Here is a 23,470-nt window from a genome sequence, read left to right on the forward strand (position 1 = left end):
TTAAAAAAAATAAATCAATAAATTTAATTAAAAAATTGTAACAAAAAAATTACAATATATATATTTATTAAATTTTAAATATTCAATTTAATTAAATATTATTTATTATATAAATGCATTATTCACTTAAATCATAATATTTAATTAAATAAATAACATTAATCAAAAATAGATGAAAACATTATTTTAAAATAAATAAATAAAATAAAATTTTTACTAAAAAAACAAAAGCTTGAAAAACAAAATTAATTTTTATTAAACTTAATCATGTAAAAATATTTGAATATTAAATTTTTCAAAACATTATTTTAAATACATTCAAAATCAGTTAAATCATAATGAACAAAAATAGCTATCTTCAATTTGAAAAAAGAAAAAAAGAACATATAAAACTAGCTCTTATGAAATCTAATCAAACAATTAAATATAACATCTTAGATAAAATTTTACTTACTCATAATGCATTGCCAAACATTAATTTTAAAGAAATCAATATTAATAGCATTCAATTAGGAAAAAAAGTTATTAAACCATTTTTAGTAAGTTCTATGACTGCTGGACATAAAAACTCTATTAACATAAATTATAATCTTATAAAAGCCTGTTCAATACACCAATGGTCAATGGGAGTCGGATCTCAACGCAGAGAACTAACTGACATAAATGCTTCTTCAGAATGGATATTCTTACGAAAACACTTTCCTAATGTAAGTTTATTTAGCAATTTAGGAATAACTCAACTTATTCACACTCCCTTTCAAAAAATTCAACGATTAATAGATACATTACAAGCTAAAGCTATTATTATACACTGTAATCCTTTACAAGAAATTTTACAACCAGAAGGAATTCCAAATTTTAAAGGATGCTTTAAAGCACTAGACAATTTAGTAAAAACACTATCTATTCCTGTAATTGTAAAAGAAACAGGCTGTGGCTTTTCAAAAGCAACATTAAAACAATTAAAAAAAATTGGAATAGCAGCTGTAGATGTAAGTGGACTAGGAGGAACTCACTGGGGAAGAATTGAAGGTAAAAGAACAAAAAATAATATAAAAAAAAAAGCAGCTATAACATTTGGCAATTGGGGGATTACTACTATACAAAGTATAAAAAATGCAATTTCTTTAATTCCAAATTTCGAAATTTGGGGATCAGGTGGCGTGCGAAACGGATTAGATGCAGCAAAACTATTTGCACTAGGAGTAAATATGGTAGGTTTCGCTCAATTAATGCTAAACGCAGCAATACATAATTCAAAAAAAGTATGCAATCTAATGAAACTAATCGAATATGAACTAAAAATAGCCATGTTTTGTACTGGCAGCCACACATTAAAAGAATTAAAAGGAAAATATTCTATTAATAGATAATAAAAATTATCACTAATTAATAATAACTAAAAAAAAAATAAAATAATAAATATCTTATATTATAATATATCCAATTAATTATTTTAAAAATATAAATCGATAAACAATCAACTATATAAAAGATTTTTAAAAAAAATATAACTTATTTAAGTAATACATTTATAAAAATAAAACTTAATAAATTTAACAATAAAAATACTACTCTAATCATTAATTATAAAAATTAACTATTATATGATCATTAATATCCCTGCTAAAACATTTTTATTAGGAGAATATTCTGCTTTAATAGGAGGTTCAGCAATCATATTAACAACAACCCCATGTTTCAAATTATCCTGGAACCCATATAAAAATTTTATCGATGAAAAAATTACATATCCTCCTGCAAAATATTTATGGAAAAACTCATTTCTTCATAACAGAGGAAAAATATCATGGAATGACCCATACAAAAATAATGGTGGACTTGGATCGTCTAGCGCTCAATTTCTTGGAATATATCTAATTAAATGCTATTTGTCATCCACTTTGCCATCTATAAAACACTTAACAAAAAGTTATTTTAAATATATAAAAATAATTAATAAAAAACAACAAACTTTATATACAAGTGGATATGATTTAATAGCACAAACACAAAAACTTTGCGTATATTTTAATCAAAAAAACAAAACTTTACATAATTATAATTGGCCATTTAAAGATTTATCATTCCTACTGTTACACAGTAATAAAAAAATAAAAACCCACCTGCATCTAAAAAATATTACTATATTAAAGTCCTTCAATGTTTTATCAAAAATCACAGAATTCGCAAAACTAGCATTCATAAAAAAAAATAGTTCTATGCTTATACAATCAATTAATCAATATCAAAAAAAACTCGAACAATTTAATTTAATAACAGATTACACTAAAGAATACATAAATTTTTTTAAAAAAAAATTTAACATTTTAGCATCTAAAGGATGTGGCGCATTAGGAGCAGATGTAATATTACTAATAATTCCTAATTCAGAGCTAAAAAAACAAATTAACTATTTCCGAACAAATAATTGGATTATATTAGCAACAAATAATAATCTAAATATAAAAAAACCATTAATAATGTATAACTAAATAAAAACACTTGAAATTTTACCATAACTAAAGTTATTATTAGCTAATAAGTAAAGGGCTGTTAGCTCAGTTGGTAGAGCAGGAGGCTTTTAACCTCTGTGTCATAGGTTCAATTCCTATACAGCCCAATAAAAAATAAAAACTTAAAAACTAACTTATTTCGTATAATACAGATATTAAATTTAAAAAAAACAAAAAATACGCTCGTAACTCAGCATGGATAGAGTACTTGGCTTCGAACCAAGATGTCGGGGGTTCAAATCCCTTCGAGCGTATAAGAAAATATATAAAAATATTAAAATTCAATAATTAGTTTTTTTTAATATGTAAAATACTCTAACTTACAATTAAGCATAAATACTAATAAACTTTTTTATTTCTTATTATCTTTACAATAATTTCCTCAATTTTATTGTAAGCCATTAATAATTCTTCCGAAGTAATAGAATAAGGAGGTATTAAATAAATAACATTATCTAATGGTCTCAATAATAAACCATAACACAAAAAAATTTTTTTTAACTTCATCATATCAATATCGAAATTAACATTAAACGCAGATATCGTACCAACAGATCTCGCACAACTTATAATATCTGAATGCTCTTCTAATAATCTATTTAACATATTAACATGTAAAGCAGATATATTTTTAATAGAATTAATTGTATTTAATTCAAACAATAATTCTAATGAAGCAATAGCCGCAGCACATCCTAATGGATTTGCAGTATAAGAATGTCCATGATAAAATGTTTTTAATTTATTTATCCCAACATCTAAAAAAGATTCATAAATCTTATCAGTAGTTACAGTCAAAGCAAGAGGTAAAAATCCTCCAGTCAACCCTTTAGAAAGACATAAAAAATCAGGGGCAATACTAGTTTGTTCAAAAGCAAAACAAGTTCCAGTTCTACCAAAACCAGTCATTACCTCATCAAAAATAACTAAAATTCCATATTTCCGTACTAAATTTACTATTTTTTCTATAAATATCGACCTACACATCCTCATCCCACTTGCACCTTGAACCAATGGTTCTACTATCAACGCTACTATTTTTGAATGATTAAATTCTAAAAAATTTTTTAAAATTTTAATAGAATTATTTTCTTTTAAATCAACATCATCATCTCTAAAATAAGTATAAGGAAATGGAATGCTGAATACAGAAAAACATAAATTTTTAAAATTATTATGAAATTTAGATGTAATACCAACACTCATAGCACCTAATGTATCTCCATGATATCCACCCTCAAATCCTAAAAAAAGAGTTCTATTATAATCACCAATATTTCTCCAATATTGATATGCCATCTTAATAGATACTTCTATTGCCGTTGAACCATTATCAGAGAAAAAAAACTTAGAAAAATTTCTAAAAGACAAAATTTCATGCAATCTTTTGCAAAGCTTTATTGCAGGCTCATGCGTAAACCCAGAAAAAATAACATGTTCCAAAATTAAACTTTGCTTATATATAGCTTCAGAAATTTTAGGATGAGAGTGGCCATGCAAATTTACCCACCAACTACTGATCAAATCTAAATAAGCATTACCATTATTATCATAAATATAAGATCCATTACCTTTTTTTATAAAAATAGATAAACTCTCTTTTTTTTCTTGAATAAATGGATGCCAAATAATATTTTTATCTTCTAACAAAAAATCCAAATAAACTCCTTAGCCTATCAGAAAATAAAATCTTACTCAAAGATTTTTTATTTAATTTTTTTAAATTAGGAATTGAATCTAGTACCTTTACTTTACCATAAAATTCTATTGAATCAATATTATCTTGATTATACGGTCCAACCAAAATTACTCCCAAAATCTTAATTTTTCTCGAACGCATTACTTCTATACTTAATAATGTATGATTAATCGTACCTAAAACTGATTTCGAAACCAAAATAACAGGTAAAGAAAAATATATGATTAAATCAATTACTAACATCTTTGCATTTATAGGAACTAATACACCACCAATTCCTTCTATAATTAAATTATTAGTATTTGGCAATCTTATATCATCAATTCTAATAAATTTATTTTCGTAATAAGCAGCTAAATGTGGAGATAAAGATTTTTTAAATATATAATTTTCCTTATAAGTAAATACATTACTTAATGATTTAACTGTAAAAGCATCAGTATTTTTATGTTTATAACCAGTTTGAATAGGTTTAATATAAGAAAATCCTGTATGCAAACAAATCCAACTACTAACAATAGTTTTTCCAACATTTGTATCTGTACCAGTAATAAATATCTTCATTAATTTAAAAAACCAAAAAAAACTTTATAATTTATATTAAACCTATTTTTATAATTATTAATAATTTTTTTTAAATCCGTTATTAACAACTTGTTATTACTGTAATTAGCACCTAATTTTTTTAAATATCTAATAAACTCAATCGAATTTAAAAATTCAAGTGAAAATTCTTTAATATTATAAATATAATTATTTAATTTTAAAGAAACTAAATAATTTTCCATATCCTTTGTAGATGGATATTCATATACAGGAATAGGCAATGAAGATTCTAAAAAAAAACTAATCCAATTTTTAAATGTTCCATCTAACAAACAAGTAAAAGCAAAAATAATTGAATTACTAGAAAAATATTCTAATAAACTTTTAACATTAGTTACCCATTGAATAGAAAAATTTGAAATAACAAGATCATGAAAATTAAAATTTTTATTTTCCATATCGCTCATGACAAATTCAATATTCTCATTTAATAATCTTTTCTTAGCTTGCATTAACATATTAAATGATATATCATTTAATACTAATTTACTTTTTGGGAAAAAATCTAATAAAACTTCTGCTACATAACCGGTTCCAGTCCCTAAATCTAATATAGAATAAGGATAAAAATTAGGAAAATATTTTTTTAAATATTTAACTAAAATCAAAGCACATTTCCTTTGAATTGAAGCAACACTATCATAAGACAAACTTGCTTTATCAAAATTATTTCGTATAAATTCTTTATTTAATTTCATTCAAAAAATTTATAATTTTCTTATATACAAAAGAACATTCATAAATTCCTAAACAATGATTACCTGTATCAATTGTAATTATATTACAACTCTTACCAAAGTTATCATAGATTAAATCTATAGGAACTATATTATCATTCTTAGATGCCAATATCAAGATTGGAACTGATATATCAAATTTTAAATTAAAATTGTAAATAAATTTAAGATCCCTTTTTAAAATGAATTTATTAATATTTTTATTATATATACATTTAAAACCACAACGTTTATAAAAAAACATTAATGCATTTCTTTCATTTCTGATAAAAAAATCCCATAATACATTAAATTCATTACTTCTTTTTTTTCTTAAATACTCCTCAAAACCTAAAAAATTTATAAAAGATTGTATTCCAATTAATGCTTTAAACTTTAAGGATGATAATAATAACTTTAAAAAACCTAAAGAATGTCCAATACCAACAAATTTTTTAGAATACTTATTACGCAATAAATCTAATAAATACATATTACTATTATAAAAATAGCCTACATCTAATAAATAATAGTTCATATTAAAAAAATATTTTTTTATCAAAAATTTAAAGTAATTTTTATCAAATCCCCATCCATGACAAAAAACTAAATCATACTTCATATAACTTTTATAGCCTCTAATAAACTATTTATCTGTTCATCTGAATGACTAATATTAACAGCAATACGTAATCTTGAACTACCAGGAGGAACAGTGGGTGGCCTTATTGCAGAAACAATTATTTTTTTTTGTAAAAGCATATTTTTAACATTAATTACAGAAATATTTTTATTTAAAAAAATAGGTATAATATTAGTAGAAGAATTTCCAGTATTAAATCCAAAATAATTTAACTTTTCTCTTAAAAAATTAGATTTTTTATGTAAAATAAAACGTTTATCAGATAAATCTTTAATTAATTTCCAAGCTTTAAAAACTGCACCAATCAACATTGGAGGTAAAGAAGTAGAATAAATAAAACCAGGACAACAATTAATTAAATAATTTTTAATAACTTCTGAACACGCTATATAAGCACCAAAGCATCCAATTGCTTTACTAAAAGTACCTAAAACCAAATGAGGAATTTCACTAAGATCTATCATACTAGATAAACCATATCCTTTATCACCTATAATTCCAGTAGCATGTGCCTCATCCAAATATAAAAACGCATTATATTTTTTAGTAAGAAAAAATATTTCTTTTATTAACAATATATCACCATCCATTCCAAAAACAGTTTCTGTCACAATAAATTTAGAATTTGTCCAATTATTATATTTTTTTAACAAATCATTTAAATGTTCCATATCATTATGTCTATATCGAATTAACCTAGCTTTGCTTAAAAATACAGCTTGATATAAGCTAGCATGATTTAATCGATCAAAAAACACAATTGGAACATTCTTTAAAACAGATCGATTAAGTAAACTACTTAATACAGAAATATTTGCTTGAAATCCAGAATTAAAAATTAAAGATGATTCTGTTTTCTTATCTTTAGCAATTTGAAATTCTAATTTTTCAAAAATTCTTCTATTTCCAGAAATTAATCTAGAACCAGTTGATCCTATTCCATATCTTTTCATAAATAAACTAACTTCCTTACATAAAATATTTAATTTACTAAAACAAAGATAATCATTTGTAGAAAAATCAATAAAACTTGATAAATAATTAATAGAAGGAATTACTCTATATCTTCCTTTATTCCTTAATGTAGTGTAATATCGATTATATAATTTATACATAATTTATCTTACTATTTTATAGGAGAATGATATATGAACAAAACATGGACATTTGAAAATACAAAAAAAATATTTAACATGCCATTTCCTGAATTAATATATAATGCACAAAAAAATCATAAAAAACATTTTAGATCTAACGAAATACAAATCAGCACATTACTAAGTATAAAAACAGGAAAATGCCCTGAAAATTGTTCATATTGCTCACAATCTATACATCATAATACCAATATTAAATCAAAACCTCTACTAAATATTGAAAAAATTATTCAAAAAGCCAAAGAAGCTAAACAATCTGGAAGCACTAGATTCTGTATGGGAGCCGCTTGGAAAGGACTACATAATAAAGATATGAATACAATTTGTAACATTATTAAAGAAGTAAAAAAATTAAATTTAGAAACCTGCGTAACACTTGGATCATTAAATGAAAATCAAGCAAAAAAACTTAAAGAAGCTGGATTAGATTTTTATAATCATAATATTGATACATCTAAAGAATATTATAATAAAATTGTAACAACTAGAACATTTGAAGACAGAATAAAAACATTAGACAATATAAGAAAAGCAAATATTAAAATTTGTTGCGGAGGAATAATTGGAATGGGAGAATCTAATGATGATAGAATAAAGATGTTGGTAATTTTAGCTAATATGAATGAACCACCAGAATCCATACCAATAAATATGCTTGTAAAAATAAAAGGAACACCTTTTGACAATATAGAAAATGTTGATCCTTTTGATTTTATACGTACAATAGCAACAGCAAGAATAATCATGCCAAAATCATCAATTAGATTATCAGCCGGAAGAAATAATATGTCTTATGAATTACAAGCATTATGTTTTTTAGCTGGAACCAATTCTATATTTTACGGAGAAAAATTACTTACTTCTAAAAATACTCCTACAATAAAAGACGATATTTTATTTAACAAACTAGGATTAAAAAAAATAGAACTATATTCTTAAAATATAATCAGAAAAAATTATTAATTTTTTTATAAAATTCAATTAAAATTACTATATACTAAATTGTATATCCTATATATGTACAATACAATAAAATATAAAACATTGTTAATACATAAAATACTACTAAATCAGTAGTAAGATAACTCTTATAGCAAATAAAATATACTTCTCCTATTAAAATCAATAATAATAATCGAGTAAAAAAAACAATAAAAAACTACTTCTAATTTTATCTTTCATATAACACACAACATAATATACAAAAGCTTATCTAACAAATTTTAACTTACACACTTTAGCTAAACACAACTTACCATAAATTAATACATGTACCATATTATCTGTATTTTTCCAAGGAACACGAGCAAAAGCAATAGATTTTTTTAAAAAAGGAGAATATACTCCACTAGTAATAACTCCTGTATCATTACTAGATAATAAAACTTTAAATCCATTTCTCATGATTTTTTTATCACTAATAATAAGACCAATCAACTTTGTTGGAGCTCCATATTTTTTTTGTAAAAATAAAGAATTCATTCCAATAAAATCACGATCTTTAGGAATCCATTTTATCGTCCATTCTAATGATGATTCCAAAGGAGTTACTTTTTCATGTATATCTACACCACTTAAAACCATTCCTGCTTCTAATCTTAAAATATCTCTAGCTCCTAATCCACAAGGATTTATATTACTTTCTAATAAAGTATTCCAAAAATCAACTATATATTTTTTTAATAAAATGATCTCTAATCCATCTTCACCAGTATAACCAGTTCTAGATATAAAAAAATAATCAAAAATTATAAAACCAAAACGATCAAGATTTTCTACCACATTATCTTTTTTTAAATTCAATATATTTACTATTTTACTAATTGCATCTGGACCTTGTACTGATAACATTCCGAAATCATTACGTTCTATCATCTTCACTGAAAAATACTTACTCACATTAAATATCCATTTTAAAACTTTTATACGTGTAGAAGCATTAAAAACTAATCTATAATAATTATTATTACATTTATATACAACTACATCATCTATAATGCCACCATAATTATTACACATACAACTATACAATGATTCATTATCAAATAATAATGTAATATCATTTGTCAATAACTTTCTAAGAAAAGAAATACTTTGACTACCTGTTATATCAACAATAGTCATATGAGAAATATCAAACATTCCACATCTTTCTCTAACATATAAACACTCTTGAACTATAGAACCATAATGCAATGGCATAATCCAATTATGAAATCTAACCAATTTAGCGCCTATCTCGATATGTGAATTGTATAAAATTGTTTTAATATTAAACCTCTTACACACAATATAAATTATAAAAAAAATTAATTAATTGTTAACTAATATTAATTAGTATCGTACTATAATTGTTAAATGAAACAAAAAATTTAATTTTTATTTTATTTTAAAAACTAAATATACTATTATAATATATTTTATAATATTCAATATTACTTAATATATCTATAAAAATAAAATTATATCTATACTATTAAAATTCATAATAACAAAACATTTTTATTATAAACAAATAATATATGCTAATATTTGAATTATCTGATTCAGAAAAAAAAATAAAAAATAAAATCTTAAAAAGAATAAAAAAAAATAAAACATTTTTACCTATTCCAGAAAAATTTATAAGAAAAACTTTACCATATATACCAAATAATTCAAATTTACAAGTAATAAGACACTACACAAAATTATCTCAAAAAAACTATTCCATCGATACAAATTTCTATCCATTAGGATCTTGCACAATGAAGTATAATCCTAAAGAAATAAAAAAAGCATCATCCAAATCAGAATTTATCAACCAACATCCACTAACAAATATTTCTTCTAATCAAGGAACATTAAAAATATTATATGAGCTACAAACTTATCTATCTGATATTTCAGGAATGCCTGGAGTTTCACTAACTCCTATGGCAGGATCTCAAGGAGAATTTGCAGCAGTATCTATGATAAAAGCATACTTTGATTCTAAAAAAGAATTTCATAAAAATGAAATTATAATCCCAGAAGACGCTCATGGAACCAATGCAGCATCTGCATCAATGTGTGGATTTAAGGTAATTACAATACAATCTAATATAAATGGAAATATTAATATCAAAGATTTAAAAAATAAGATAGGGGAAAACACAGCCGTACTAATGCTAACCAATCCATCAACATTAGGATTATTTATAGATAACATAAAAAATATTTCTGATATTGTACACCAATATAAGGCTTTTTTATATTATGACGGAGCTAATCTTAACGCTATTTTAGGAAAAATAAAACCAATAGATATGGGATTTGATCTAATGCACATTAATTTACATAAAACATTTGGAACCCCACATGGAAGTGGAGGACCAGGATCAGGACCAATAACAGCAAATGCTAAATTAACACCATATTTACCTATTCCATTAGTAAAAAAAAAATATAAAAATTTTTATTATTGGAGTGATTATAAAGAAAATCCAAACAGCATTGGAAGACTATCATGCTTCATGGGTAATATCAATGTATTAATACATGCATACTTTTATATCAGATTACTAGGAAAATCTGGTCTATCCCGTGTTTCCGATTATGCTACTTTAAATGCAAACTATTTACTATCTAAATTAAAAAAAATAGGATTTTCACCAGTTTACCCATCAAAAATAGCATCACATGAATTTTTAATCACATTAAAAAATGAAAAAATAAAATATAAAATATCTGCAAAAGATCTAGCAAAACGTTTATTGGATTACGATATACATCCTCCAACAATTTACTTTCCCATATCTATACCAGAATGTTTATTAATAGAACCAACAGAAACAGAATCTAAAAAAGAATTAGATTATTTTATCAAGATTATGAAAAAAATATACAATGAAATAACTAATAATTCTAACAAATTAGAAAACGCTCCTCACAAACTATCTATAAAACGAATCGATGAAATAAAAGCTAACAAAAAATTAAATCTTAACTATTTTAAAAAAACTTAATTACTTTATCAAATATTAAATTTGATTAAATTATTAATACTTATAAAGTATTTATAAAATAAATTTATTTTCCTAAAATCTTATCTAAACTAATATATATTTTACTAAAAAACTGATATAATCAAAAATGTAATATTTTACTTATTTATCTATTAAACATTTAAAACTTATATAGAAATTATGAACAAAACTAGAAAAGAACATGATAGTATCGGAACTATTCATGTTCCTTCATCAAAATATTGGGGTGCTCAAACACAAAGATCTATAGAAAATTTTAATATTGGCACAGAAATTATGCCATACGAAATCATACACGCATTTGGAATATTAAAAAAAGCATCAGCGTTAGCCAATTATGAATTAGGAAAATTAAACAAAGAAAAAACAAAATTCATTGTAAAAATATCTGAAGAAATTATTTCAGGATCATTAAACGATCATTTTCCATTAAAAGTATGGCAAACAGGAAGTGGAACACACTCCAACATGAATATTAATGAAGTGATTTCTAATAGAGCAATAAAAATTGGAAATATAAAAAACAGTAAAAATTTTATTCATCCAAATGATGATGTAAATATGTCACAATCATCAAATGATACATTTCCAACAGCCATGCATATTGCTGCGGCTATTTTATTACACACAAAACTTATACCAACTTTAAAAGAACTTTATAATGAACTTTATAAAAAACAAAAAAAATTTAAAAATATTATTAAAATAGGAAGAACTCATTTACAAGATGCAATCCCAATGACATTGGGACAAGAATTTTCCGGATACGCATACCAAATACTTTCTTGTATAAAAAGAATAAATAAAATTCTTCCAGAATTATATCAAATAGCTATTGGTGGAACAGCAATAGGCACAGGATATAATGCCCCAAAAAATTTTTCTAAAATAGCTTCAAACTATATTGCAAAAATAACAAAAATCCCATTTATTCCAGCAAAAAACAAATTTTCTTCACTATCTTCGCATGAACCAATAGTCATCATACATAGTGCACTTAAAACATTAGCATGCGCATTAATAAAAATCGCTAATGACGTAAGATGGCTATCATCAGGACCAAGATGCGGAATAGGAGAATTAATACTTCCAGAAAATGAACCTGGATCATCCATAATGCCAGGAAAAATAAATCCAACACAATGTGAAGCATTGATTATGGTATGTATTCAAGTTTTAGGAAACGACAATTCAATATCTTTTGCAGCAAGCCAAGGAAATTTTGAATTAAATGTGTGTAAACCACTGATAATTTATAATTTTATACAATCTATCAATCTTTTATCTGATGCATGCTTATCTTTTAAAAAACTTTGTATTGAAAAAATAAAACCAAACTATGAAAAAATAAATCAACATGTACAAAATTCTTTAATGTTAGTTACAGCTTTAAATCAACATATCGGTTACGACAATGCAGCAAAAATAGCAAGAACAGCTTATGAAAATAATATTTCTCTAAAAGAAGCTTCAGCTAAACTAAATATTTTAACAAAAAATAAATTTAAACAATACGTAAATCCAAAAAAAATGATCTGTTAAAAAAAACAAATGTTTAAAATAAATAATTCACAATATTTAATATTAATAAATATTACATTTTTATACAAAAAATAAAAAAAATATCATTTATTAAAAAATAAATCTTCAAATCTTGTATATTGTCCTAAAAATGCAACTTTTACTTTTCCAATAGGACCATTACGTTGCTTAGCAATAATAATTTCGGCAATACCTTTATCCGGACTATTCTCTCTATAAACCTCATCACGATAAATAAAATAAATTATATCAGCATCTTGTTCAATTGCACCAGATTCACGTAAATCAGACATAATAGGTCTTTTATCATATCTTTGCTCTAAGCTTCTATTTAACTGTGATAACGCAATAATAGGAACATTTAATTCTTTAGCTAAAGATTTTAAACTTCTAGAAATTTCAGAAATTTCTGCAGTACGACTATCCATTCTAAAACCTGGAATTTTCATAAGCTGTATATAATCTATAATAATCAATCCAATAGAATCTTGATCCTTTATTAATCTTCTAGAACGAGCCCGAATCTCTACAGGACTTAAAGCTGGAGTTTCATCAATAAATAAAGGAACTTCTGATAATAAATTTACTGTAGAAATAACTCTTGGCCAATCTTGTTTATTAAGTTTTCCAGTCCTTAATTTATGTTGATCAACCCTAGCCAAAGAAGATATCATCCTTATGATGATAGAATCAGAAGGCATTTCCATTGAAAATACCAAAACAGGCTTTTTATTTTGTATAACTACATGCTCTGCAATATTCATAGCTAAAGCAGTTTTCCCCATTGATGGTCTACCAGCTACAATAATAAAATTAGAAGACTGCAAACCAGATGTTTTTTCATCTAAATCACTAAGTCCAGTAGATAATCCAGTTATTTTTTTATTATTACTATATAAACTATTTAACTTTTTCATTGTTTTAGATAAAATAATTTTTATCTTTTCTGGACCTCCTTTTCTTGAAGTTTGATTAGCAATAGAAAATATTTTTGTTTCTGCAAAATCCAAAAGATCATTAATATTCTTTTCTCCGAGATTATAAGAAAAATTAGCAATTTCATTTGCAACCTCTATCAATTGACGTTGAACCGATTTTTCCCTTACAATATTGACATAAGCAAAAATATTTGTTACACCAGGAATTCCATTTACTAATTCAAATAGATAAGACTCACCACCAATATAATCTAATTTATTTATTGATTTCAACATATCAATTAAAGTAACTATATCAACTGGATGATTTTTTTTTATTAATTCAGATATGGATCTATATAATATAGAATGTTCATTACGATAAAAATCTGTCTCACATAACTTTAAATGAATATCATCCCATATTTGATTATCTAAAATTAATCCACCTAAAACACCTTGCTCAGCTTCAAAAGAATATGGTAACGACTTACAATTTTTAAATAACTCTTTCTTAAAATCTACTATCATCTCTAATAAAAAATCCTAAAATTTTTAAAAAAAAATATTATATTCGATTATATTTAATAAAATCATTTTAACTAAAATTAAAATAAACAATATTAATCATCTTAAATAATAAGATAATTAAAAATTAAATATTTTAATAAAAAATTTATTGAGTAAATAATATTTTTTTTTAAAAATAAAATATTTAACTAATAAATCAATATAAATACATCTATAAAGTAATTAATATTGACAAAATTATATTTAATATTTTATGAACTTACATAAATTTTAATAACATATTTTAAATATACTAAAATTTTAATAACTAACTGCTATTAAATAGCAACATATTAACTTATATAATTAAAATATTACAATATACAAAAATCTTAAAATTTTAATAAACCTAATCTTAATAATATATAAAATAATAAAAAAATCTTTAAAAGAGATAGTTTTAAAAAATAATATTTAAATTAATAACAACCTTACTTATAAATAATATATATAAAATCTTATACAAAAAACTTAAAAAAATAATAAAAATTAATTTTATTTATATTTAATAAATGAAAAATATAAAATATAATTACTAAAAAAAATTTTTATAAACTTAAAATTCTATGAATCAAATCAAAATACTAATATCTCAAATAAATCCAATAATAGGATCTATTTATTATAATACTAAAAAAATTATTAAAATTATTGAAGCCAAACAAAAGTATTATGATATTATCATATTCCCAGAACTTGCTATAACTGGATATTCAATAAATGAATTACTTACAAGAAAAGAATTTCATGAACATATTTTTGATAGTTTAAATAATATTTGTACTAAAACAAAAAAATGTTACATAATTATTGGACACCCTTTATTAAAAGATAAGAAATGTTTTAACACTATATCAATTTTCTATAAAAAATCATGTATTGCTACTTATTACAAACAATATTTAAACAACCAAATTTTATCTAATGAAAAAAAATATTTTACAAATGGAAAAAACAAACTATTAACTATAGTAATTAAAAAAAATATATTTGGAATATGTACATTTGATGATTTAAAATATAAAAAAATAAAACAAAAAAATATTATTAATAAAATTAATTCCTTAATTTGTTTAAACGCATCATATTTTGAAATAAACAAATCAAATTATAGAGAAGAATTATTAAAAAAATATGCAAAACATTATAAAACATCCATAATATATGTTAATCAAACAGGAGGTCAAGATGAATTTATCTTTGATGGACAATCAACAGTTTTTAATAATCAAGGCAAGATACGTGCAAAATTACCAACATTTAAAGAATGTTTACAAACAATAATTATAAATAAAAAATATATAAAAGGAACAATATATCCATCTCTAAAGCATAATGCGATTATTTATCAAGCTTTAGTAAATGGAGTGCATGATTATATTAAAAAAAATAATTTTCCTGGAGCATTAATAGGATTGTCTGGAGGGATAGATTCTGCACTAACACTATCCATTGCCAATGATGCAATTGGACCAAAATATATAAAAGCTATACTTATGCCATCTCAATATACATCAAAAAACAGTTTAATTGATGCTAAAAAACAATCAAAAATGTTAGGCATAAAATACAATACAATCTATATAAAACCAATATTTAAAAAATTTTTAAAAATTTTTCACAAAATTTTTAAAAAAATAGAAAAAAATATCATACAAGAAAACATACAATCAAGAATTCGAAATGTATTAATGATGGGAATATCAAATAAAACAGGAAAACTCCTACTAAATACTAGTAACAAAAGTGAAATTGCTGTAGGATATTCTACACTATATGGAGATATGTCAGGTGGTTTTTCAGTACTAAAAGATATATTAAAAACTCAAATTTACTCTTTAGCTAAATACCGTAACAATATCTCATATGTTATTCCAAATAGAATTATACTTAAAAAACCATCAGCAGAACTTATGTATAATCAATACGATCAAGATTTCCTACCCCAATACTCTATTATTGACTGTATTCTTGAACAATACATAGAAAAAAATAAATCTATTAATGAAATAATAAATATGGGATTTTCACCAACAGAAATAAATCATATTTTATATCTAATAAAACGTAATGAATACAAAAGAAAACAATCTCCTCCTGGAATTAAAATAAGCACAAAAACATTCGGTATAGACTGGAATATTCCATTAACTTTAAGTTAAATAATATTTAAAAATAAAACAAAACATAATCCTTTACAATAGATTTCATTCTTAATAATGTTTTCAGAATTTGCAAAAAATTATATATTTATCAAAAATAAATAAATAATGTTATAAATCAAATAATATTTATAATGAAAAAAAACTATCTTATCATACCATCAATACTTTCAGCAAACCCAATTTGCTTAAAAAAAGAAATTAAAAAAATTATAGAAACTAAAACTGAAATGATTCATATTGATATTACAGATAACCATTACGTTCCAAATCTTACATTCGGAATTTCTACATGTCAATCAATCAAAAAACATTTTCCAACAATAAAATTAGATATACATTTAATGGCACATCCTACAAGAAATCTAATTTACTCTATGTTAAAAATAAAAGCTAACCGAATCACTATACATATAGATTCTTCTACTCATATAAATCATATTATGAATATAATAAAAAAACATTGTAAAATAGGAATTGCTTTAAATCCTACTAATTCTCCATTGCAAATAAAAAAATATTTTAACAATATTGATTATGTAGTAATTATGTCCGTAAATCCAGGATTTCCAAACCAAAAATTTATACCAAAAATAAAAAACAAAATTAAATGGATAAAAAAAAACTTCCCTAAATTAACTATTTGTATAGATGGAGGAATAAATACTCACAATATCTTATCGTTAGCAAAACATGGAGCTAAACAATTCGTTATTGGCAATACTATATTTTCTAAATCAAATTATAACAAAATTATTTCTAATCTATATAAAAAATTAAATACATTAAACTTATCATACTCAATAAAAAATATTGTTAAATAAAAACCAATAAAAAATTATTGTATACTTTAAAAAAAACAAATTTATTTCAAAATAAAATTACTGTATAAAAAATATTTTTATAAAAAAACATAAATTTCAGATATTTAAATATTTTTAAAAAAAAATATTATATACTAAATTCAATTTATACTATATAAGTTATAAAAATTTTAAAAAATAAAGGAACAATTTATGAAAGAAAAAAAAAATTTTTTTTCAACAATATCGCAATTATCAAATAATAATAAAATTTATCATTTCTTTGATATCAAAAAAATAGAAAATCTATATCAAATAGATATTAATAAATTACCTTTTTCACTAAAAATAATTTTAGAAAATTTATTACGCTTTCAAGATAAAAATACTAATATATCACAAGATATTAAAGAAATTTTTAATTGGACAAAAAATAAAACATCTAAACATGAAATTTCTTTTTTTCCTACAAGAGTTCTTATGCAAGATTTTACAGGTATACCTACATTAATTGATTTAGTTACAATACAAGAAAAATTATCAAATATAAAAAAAAATACAAAAAAAACATTATCATTTTCTATTCCAACTGATCTCATAATAGATCACTCAATAACTGTTAATTCATATAACTCACTTAATTCACTAAGTATCAATGAATCTATTGAAGCAAAACAAAATAAAGAAAGATACAAATTTTTAAAATGGGCAAAACAAACATTTTCAAACTTTCATATAATTCCACCTGGAACAGGAATTTGCCATCAAATCAACTTAGAATATTTAGCAAAAGTTATCTGGACAAAAAAAATAAACAATAAACTATTTGCTTTTCCAGACTCAGTTATAGGAACAGATTCACATACAACTATGATTAACTCACTAGGAATACTTGGATGGGGAGTTGGAGGTATTGAAGCAGAAACAGCAATACTAGGATATCCTATATCAATTACCATACCAGAAATCATTGGAATAAAAATAATCGGAAAATTAAATGATAAAATTACATCAACAGATGTAGCATTAACAATTACAAAAATTTTAAGAGAAAAAGAAGTCATTGGAAAATTTATTGAATTTTACGGTCCAAGCCTCAAATATTTATCTATTCCAGATCGAGCTACGATCTCTAATATGGCTCCAGAATATGGAGCAACTTGTGCAATCTTTCCTATAGATCAAGAAACTTTAAACTATTTATTTTTAACAAAAAATAATAAAAATTTAATAAATTTAGTAAAAAACTATTGTAAATCACAAAAACTATGGTATGAAAAAAATATGGAAGAACCAATATATACTGATTTTATCACTATAAATCTTTCTACCATCAACACATCTATATCAGGACCAAAAAAACCAGAAGATTTAAACTCATTAAAATCCGCTTCAACAACATTATATAAATATATAAAAAAAATAAATAATAATAAGATTACTAAATCTTTTTCTATAAAAAATCAATCATATTCCTTAAAAAACGGTCATATAATAATTGCAGCTATAACTAGCTGTACAAATACATCTAATCCTTTCTCTATAATAACTGCAGGAATACTAGCTAAAAACGCAATAAATAAAGGATTAAATACTCAACCATGGGTTAAAACATCCTTTGCACCTGGATCTAAAGTAGTAACAAAATACCTACAACAAATGAATTTACAAACTTATTTGGATAAACTGGGATTTTCCATTGTAGGATATGGATGCACAACCTGCATTGGAAATACAGGACCAATATCTAAAGAAATTACAAAAACCATTCAAAACAATAATATTATTGTTTGCTCAATATTATCCGGTAATAGAAACTTTGAAGGAAGAATACACCCATTAATTAAAATGAATTGGTTATGCTCTCCACCTCTTGTAATTGCATATGCTCTATGTGGATCAATGCTTATTGATTTATCAAGAAACCCAATAGGAATAAATCAAAATGGAAATAAAATCTACTTAAAAGATATATGGCCAAGTCAAAATGAAATTTTATCAAAAATAAAAAATATTAACAACGATCTCTTTCACAAAGAATATATTAATATATATCAAGGAAATGATCAATGGAAATCTATAATACATAAAAATAATAATTCTGATAACAGCTATCAATGGTCAAAATCATCTACATATATTCAAAAATCACCTTTTTTAAAAAATTTCTCATTATCTTATAAAAAAACTCATAATATTGTCATAAACAATGCATATATTTTAGCTATATTTGGAGATTCAATTACTACAGATCATATATCACCAGCAGGATCTATACCAATCAATTCACCAGCTGGGAAATACCTAATATCTAAAGGAATAAAAGAAAAAGACTTTAATTCTTATGGATCAAGAAGAGGAAATCATAAAATAATGATCAGAGGAACATTTTCAAATATAAGAATACAAAATGAGATTATTCCTAATATATTAGGAGGATTTACAAAGCATCTTCCATCCAATCAAATTATGTCTATATATGAAGCCTCTAAAATATATAAAAAAAATAAACAAGATTTAATTATAATTGCTGGAAAAAACTATGGAACAGGATCATCAAGAGACTGGGCAGCAAAAGGAACATCATTGTTAGGAATAAAAGCAATAATTGCAGAAAGTTTTGAAAGAATCCATCGCTCAAACTTGATAGGAATGGGAGTTCTTCCATTACAATTTACACACAACATGAATAGATTAACATTAAAGCTAAATGGAGAAGAAAGAATATCTATACATATAAATTCCAATATAAAGCCAAATGACCTAATAAAAACAACAATAAAATATCCAAATAATAAAATAAAAATTATCAATCTTATTTGCAGAATAGATACCATAAATGAATTAAATTTTTATTTAAATGGAGGAATTTTAAAATACGTTCTTAAAAATTATCTAAAACAATAAATAATTATTAAAAAAATATTTTTTATAAAACAATTAAATACTTTATATTTATTAACAATAATATTTAATTAAAATCACAGCCGTTGTAGCTCAGTTGGTAGAGCAATTAATTCGTAATTAATAGGTCCACAGTTCAATTCTGTGCAACGGCATTTTTATATATTTTACACTCTAAAAAATTTTAATAATTACATTAAGCAAAAAAATAAAAAACAAAGCAATTATAATAAGATTCACTATTGATTTCTTTAATTTATTAAAAAAATAATATTAAGATCATTAATAACATAATATTTTTAAATGTTCAATAATTCATTTTTTGCTTTATAGCCTTTAACACAATTAAAGCTTGATTCATTTCATCAACATCATGTGTTCTAATTATACTTACTCCTTGCAAAATTGAAAATATAGACATTACAATACTACCTATTAAACGTTCATGTACTAATTTATTTAATAATACACCTAATGTAGATTTTCTTGACAAACCAATTAAAATTGGCAATTCATATTTAGAAAATCTCTTAAGATTACTTATAATTCTTATGTTGTCTTCGACAGATTTGTTAAAACCAAAACCAGGATCAATAATCAAATTTTTTCTTTGTATACCTACATTAATACAATCAATAATTTTTTGTTCAAAAAAATAACTAATATCATCTATAACATCTTTTTTTCTATAATTTATATTGGAAAACTCATCTAAAATTACATTATTTTGATAATTAATATTATTATTACCTCTACCTCCATGCATTATACAAATAGGAATATCAATAGATGCTACAAACTTTAAAGAATCTCTATCAGATAAAGAACTAACATCATTAATAAAAGAAGCTCCAGCTAATAATGCTTCATACATAACGATTAATTTTGTTGTATCAATTGAAATACATATGTCACTTTTAGATCTGATTTTTTTAATTACTGGTATTACTCTACGCAATTCTTCATCCACATCAATAGGTGTATATCCAGGTCTAGTAGATTCACCACCTATATCAATTATATCTGCACCTTTAGAAATCATATAAAAAGCATGTTCAACAGCATTTTGAGTATCAAAAAATTTTCCACCATCAAAAAAAGAATCTGGAGTTACATTTAATACCCCCATAATTAACGGATATACCAACATATTATAATATCCTTTTTTGTAATTAATACGCCAATTTTCAAATTCCTCAGCATTCATATATCATCTTTTTATAATTTTAAAAACATATAAAAAACCACAAAATTATTTTAAATAAATATCTTATCAAGTAACCTTGTTTAACAATAAAAAACAAACAATTTATTTACATATTAACAATTAAGATCAATATTTTTAGAATTAACAGTAGAATCAACGTTATTAATAGACATAATTTTCTTAATTTGCTCTAAATCAATTGTCTCATATCTAATTAATTGATCAGCCATTAAATGTAACTTATCTATATTAGATATAAGCATCTCTTTAGCAACATTATAAGCACAAGAAACAATCTTATCTATTTCATCATCAATTTTTTTTGCCGTACTATCAGATATTTCTTTTCGTTGATTATTAACAGTCTTCCCTAAAAATATCTCTCCATGCTCTTCCCCATATGTTAAAGGTCCAAGATTAGATAATCCCCATATAGTAACCATCTTACGAGCAATAGACGTAGCTCTAGCTATATCATTAGCTGCTCCAGTTGTAATACTTTCTAAGCCAAAAACTAATTCTTCCGCTATTCGACCACCAAACAAGCTAGACAATTGACTCTCTAAACGTCTCTTACTAAAATTAAAATGATCCTTTTCAGGTAAAAACATAGTAACTCCTAATGCCATTCCTCTAGGTATAATTGTAACTTTATAAACTGGATCATGTTCTGGAACCAGTAAACCAACTATTGCATGACCAGCTTCATGATATGCTGTAAGTCTTTTATCTTTTTCACTCATAATCATAGACTTTCTTTCAGATCCCATAATAATCTTATCTTTAGCTTTTTCTAACTCAAATAAACCCACCATAGATTTATTAAATCTAGCAGCAAATAATGCTGCTTCATTAACTAAATTAGCTAAATCTGCTCCAGAAAATCCAGGAGTTCCACGAGCAATAGATACTATATCTATCTTTTCATCTAAAGAAATCTTTTTCAAATGCACTTTTAAAATTTCTTCACGACCACGGATATCAGGTAAAGGAACAACAACCTGTCTATCAAATCTTCCAGGTCGTAACAATGCAGGATCAAGAACATCTGGTCTGTTAGTAGCGGAAATCACAATAACTCCATCATTCCCATCAAACCCATCCATTTCAACCAATAATTGATTTAACGTCTGCTCACGCTCATCATGTCCACCTCCCAATCCAGATCCTCTATGTCTTCCAACTGCATCAATTTCATCAATAAAAATAATACAAGGAGAATGTTTTTTTGCTTGATCAAACATATCTCTCACACGTGATGCTCCAACACCAACAAACATTTCTACAAAATCTGAACCAGAAATTGTAAAAAATGGAACTTTAGCTTCTCCTGCTACTGCTTTAGCTAACAAAGTTTTTCCAGTACCAGGAGAACCAACTAATAAAATTCCTTTGGGTATACGACCTCCTAAACGTTGAAACTTAGACGGATCCTTAAGAAAATCAACTAACTCCTTAACTTCCTCTTTAGCCTCATCTATACCAACAACATCAGCAAAAGTAACCTTTACCTGATCTTCTCCTAAAAGCTTAGCTCTAGACCTTCCAAAAGACATAGCTCCTCTTCCACCACCCTGCATCTGTTTCATAAAAAAAATCCATACACCTATTAATAACAACATAGGAAACCAATTTACAAATAAATGTAATAAAAAACTTTCCTGCTGTTTTCCTTGCCCACTAACATCAACTTTATTTTTTAATAACTGACCTAATAATGCATCATCTTGCATAGGTATATAAGTAATAAACTGATGATTATCTTTCATTTGTCCTTTCACTAATTTGTTATCTTCAATCGTAACAGAATCAACCATTCCATGATCAACATTATTTAAAAATTGACTATAAGAAATTCTTAATATAGATGTTCGACGATATCCAAAATTACTAAAAACAGTAATTAAAATAATTACTATTACTAACCATAAAAACAAATTTTTTATCATATCATTCAAATAATTACTCCGAAAAAATTATATTCGTGTAAAATAAAATAATATCCTATATTATATAGAGCT

General features: G+C 24.1%; 16 protein-coding genes, 3 tRNA genes and 1 pseudogene. 11 read left to right on the top strand and 9 right to left on the bottom strand.

The genetic code is table 11. From position 1 onward, the window contains the following. Positions 1–338: 338 nt before the first annotated feature. The 4 genes from fni to CCU22_RS01155 all read left to right on the top strand — a co-directional run bounded on the left by fni (position 339) and on the right by CCU22_RS01155 (position 2,770). The gene (gene fni / locus CCU22_RS01140; protein ID WP_100114767.1) at positions 339–1,373 is read left to right on the top strand and encodes a type 2 isopentenyl-diphosphate Delta-isomerase; all 1,035 of its coding nucleotides are present in this window, start codon (positions 339–341) and stop codon (positions 1,371–1,373) included. Between the two features lie 234 nt (positions 1,374–1,607). Then, on the top strand, positions 1,608–2,495 hold the full coding sequence (locus CCU22_RS01145; RefSeq protein ID WP_100114768.1) for a hypothetical protein: 888 nt from the start codon (positions 1,608–1,610) through the stop codon (positions 2,493–2,495). A 55-nt stretch (positions 2,496–2,550) separates the two neighbouring features. Continuing rightward, a tRNA-Lys gene (locus tag CCU22_RS01150) sits at positions 2,551–2,623 on the top strand. A 72-nt stretch (positions 2,624–2,695) separates the two neighbouring features. Further along, a tRNA-Arg gene (locus CCU22_RS01155) sits at positions 2,696–2,770 on the top strand. An 85-nt stretch (positions 2,771–2,855) separates the two neighbouring features. On the opposite strand, the gene bioA is transcribed toward CCU22_RS01155, so the two are convergent. Genes bioA through CCU22_RS01180 form a run of 5 tightly spaced genes read right to left on the bottom strand, consistent with a single transcriptional unit; the run spans position 2,856 to position 7,295 of the window. Continuing rightward, positions 2,856–4,166, bottom strand: coding sequence for an adenosylmethionine--8-amino-7-oxononanoate transaminase (bioA, locus tag CCU22_RS01160; RefSeq protein ID WP_199485683.1), 1,311 nt, complete (start codon positions 4,164–4,166; stop codon positions 2,856–2,858). After that, the gene (bioD, locus tag CCU22_RS01165) at positions 4,153–4,779 is read right to left on the bottom strand and encodes a dethiobiotin synthase (RefSeq protein ID WP_100114770.1); all 627 of its coding nucleotides are present in this window, start codon (positions 4,777–4,779) and stop codon (positions 4,153–4,155) included. Before bioD ends, bioA begins: the two co-directional genes overlap by 14 nt. Next, positions 4,779–5,519 carry a methyltransferase domain-containing protein gene (locus CCU22_RS01170; protein WP_100114771.1) on the bottom strand — a complete coding sequence of 247 codons (741 nt, stop codon included), beginning with the start codon at positions 5,517–5,519 and terminating at the stop codon, positions 4,779–4,781. Before CCU22_RS01170 ends, bioD begins: the two co-directional genes overlap by 1 nt. Beyond that, positions 5,506–6,159: an alpha/beta hydrolase gene (locus tag CCU22_RS01175; RefSeq protein ID WP_100114772.1), complete on the bottom strand. Its 654-nt coding sequence runs from the start codon at positions 6,157–6,159 to the stop codon at positions 5,506–5,508. Before CCU22_RS01175 ends, CCU22_RS01170 begins: the two co-directional genes overlap by 14 nt. After that, positions 6,156–7,295, bottom strand: a complete 1,140-nt coding sequence (locus tag CCU22_RS01180) for an aminotransferase class I/II-fold pyridoxal phosphate-dependent enzyme (RefSeq protein WP_100114773.1) — start codon at positions 7,293–7,295, stop codon at positions 6,156–6,158. The genes CCU22_RS01175 and CCU22_RS01180 overlap by 4 nt, the downstream gene beginning before the upstream one ends. 33 nt (positions 7,296–7,328) lie before the next feature. Between CCU22_RS01180 and bioB the strand changes: the two genes are divergently transcribed. Beyond that, entirely contained in the window at positions 7,329–8,276 is a 948-nt protein-coding gene (gene bioB / locus CCU22_RS01185) for a biotin synthase BioB (protein ID WP_100114774.1), read from the top strand. Positions 8,277–8,546: 270 nt separating this feature from the next. Here the strand turns inward: bioB and gcvT are convergent, their stop codons facing one another. Then, entirely contained in the window at positions 8,547–9,563 is a 1,017-nt protein-coding gene (gene gcvT / locus CCU22_RS01190; RefSeq protein ID WP_233485121.1) for a glycine cleavage system aminomethyltransferase GcvT, read from the bottom strand. A 296-nt stretch (positions 9,564–9,859) separates the two neighbouring features. Here gcvT and gcvPB point away from each other — a divergent pair, with 296 nt between their 5' ends. Beyond that, on the top strand, positions 9,860–11,323 hold the full coding sequence (gene gcvPB, locus CCU22_RS01195; protein WP_100114775.1) for an aminomethyl-transferring glycine dehydrogenase subunit GcvPB: 1,464 nt from the start codon (positions 9,860–9,862) through the stop codon (positions 11,321–11,323). 180 nt (positions 11,324–11,503) lie between these two features. Next, complete coding sequence (gene fumC, locus CCU22_RS01200) at positions 11,504–12,886, top strand: class II fumarate hydratase (protein ID WP_100114776.1); 1,383 nt, start codon at positions 11,504–11,506, stop codon at positions 12,884–12,886. An 83-nt stretch (positions 12,887–12,969) separates the two neighbouring features. On the opposite strand, the gene dnaB is transcribed toward fumC, so the two are convergent. Continuing rightward, positions 12,970–14,334, bottom strand: a complete 1,365-nt coding sequence (gene dnaB, locus CCU22_RS01205; protein WP_100114777.1) for a replicative DNA helicase — start codon at positions 14,332–14,334, stop codon at positions 12,970–12,972. A 605-nt stretch (positions 14,335–14,939) separates the two neighbouring features. Between dnaB and CCU22_RS01210 the strand changes: the two genes are divergently transcribed. The 4 genes from CCU22_RS01210 to CCU22_RS01225 all read left to right on the top strand — a co-directional run bounded on the left by CCU22_RS01210 (position 14,940) and on the right by CCU22_RS01225 (position 20,397). After that, positions 14,940–16,535: an NAD+ synthase gene (locus CCU22_RS01210; protein ID WP_100114778.1), complete on the top strand. Its 1,596-nt coding sequence runs from the start codon at positions 14,940–14,942 to the stop codon at positions 16,533–16,535. Between the two features lie 134 nt (positions 16,536–16,669). Then, positions 16,670–17,359 carry a ribulose-phosphate 3-epimerase gene (locus CCU22_RS01215; protein WP_100114779.1) on the top strand — a complete coding sequence of 230 codons (690 nt, stop codon included), beginning with the start codon at positions 16,670–16,672 and terminating at the stop codon, positions 17,357–17,359. 192 nt (positions 17,360–17,551) lie between these two features. Beyond that, positions 17,552–20,245 (top strand): aconitate hydratase AcnA, encoded by a 2,694-nt coding sequence (gene acnA / locus CCU22_RS01220; RefSeq protein ID WP_100114780.1) that lies wholly within the window; start codon positions 17,552–17,554, stop codon positions 20,243–20,245. 79 nt (positions 20,246–20,324) lie between these two features. Beyond that, positions 20,325–20,397 (top strand) — tRNA-Thr (locus CCU22_RS01225). A gap of 152 nt (positions 20,398–20,549) precedes the next feature. Here CCU22_RS01225 and folP read toward each other — a convergent pair. Then, entirely contained in the window at positions 20,550–21,449 is a 900-nt protein-coding gene (gene folP / locus CCU22_RS01230) for a dihydropteroate synthase (protein WP_233485122.1), read from the bottom strand. Between the two features lie 167 nt (positions 21,450–21,616). Continuing rightward, positions 21,617–23,398 (bottom strand): annotated as a pseudogene (ftsH, locus tag CCU22_RS01235) (ATP-dependent zinc metalloprotease FtsH); the annotation flags it as partial. Between the last annotated feature and the right edge of the window lie 72 nt (positions 23,399–23,470).

The sequence above is a fragment of the Candidatus Legionella polyplacis genome (assembly GCF_002776555.1).
GTDB classification, from domain to species: Bacteria; Pseudomonadota; Gammaproteobacteria; order Legionellales; family Legionellaceae; genus Legionella_E; species Legionella_E polyplacis.

Excerpts from the sequence above, each read along its gene's own strand:
- fni (WP_100114767.1), top strand. The coding sequence starts at position 339 with ATGAACAAAAATAGCTATCTTCAATTTGAAAAAAGAAAAAAAGAACAT.
- bioB (WP_100114774.1), top strand. The coding sequence starts at position 7,329 with ATGAACAAAACATGGACATTTGAAAATACAAAAAAAATATTTAACATG.
- CCU22_RS01145 (WP_100114768.1), top strand. The coding sequence starts at position 1,608 with ATGATCATTAATATCCCTGCTAAAACATTTTTATTAGGAGAATATTCT.
- acnA (WP_100114780.1), top strand. The coding sequence starts at position 17,552 with ATGAAAGAAAAAAAAAATTTTTTTTCAACAATATCGCAATTATCAAAT.
- fumC (WP_100114776.1), top strand. The coding sequence starts at position 11,504 with ATGAACAAAACTAGAAAAGAACATGATAGTATCGGAACTATTCATGTT.
- dnaB (WP_100114777.1), bottom strand. The coding sequence starts at position 14,334 with ATGATAGTAGATTTTAAGAAAGAGTTATTTAAAAATTGTAAGTCGTTA.
- CCU22_RS01180 (WP_100114773.1), bottom strand. The coding sequence starts at position 7,295 with ATGTATAAATTATATAATCGATATTACACTACATTAAGGAATAAAGGA.
- CCU22_RS01210 (WP_100114778.1), top strand. The coding sequence starts at position 14,940 with ATGAATCAAATCAAAATACTAATATCTCAAATAAATCCAATAATAGGA.
- CCU22_RS01170 (WP_100114771.1), bottom strand. The coding sequence starts at position 5,519 with ATGAAATTAAATAAAGAATTTATACGAAATAATTTTGATAAAGCAAGT.
- CCU22_RS01215 (WP_100114779.1), top strand. The coding sequence starts at position 16,670 with ATGAAAAAAAACTATCTTATCATACCATCAATACTTTCAGCAAACCCA.
- bioD (WP_100114770.1), bottom strand. The coding sequence starts at position 4,779 with ATGAAGATATTTATTACTGGTACAGATACAAATGTTGGAAAAACTATT.
- CCU22_RS01175 (WP_100114772.1), bottom strand. The coding sequence starts at position 6,159 with ATGAAGTATGATTTAGTTTTTTGTCATGGATGGGGATTTGATAAAAAT.
- folP (WP_233485122.1), bottom strand. The coding sequence starts at position 21,449 with ATGAATGCTGAGGAATTTGAAAATTGGCGTATTAATTACAAAAAAGGA.
- gcvPB (WP_100114775.1), top strand. The coding sequence starts at position 9,860 with ATGCTAATATTTGAATTATCTGATTCAGAAAAAAAAATAAAAAATAAA.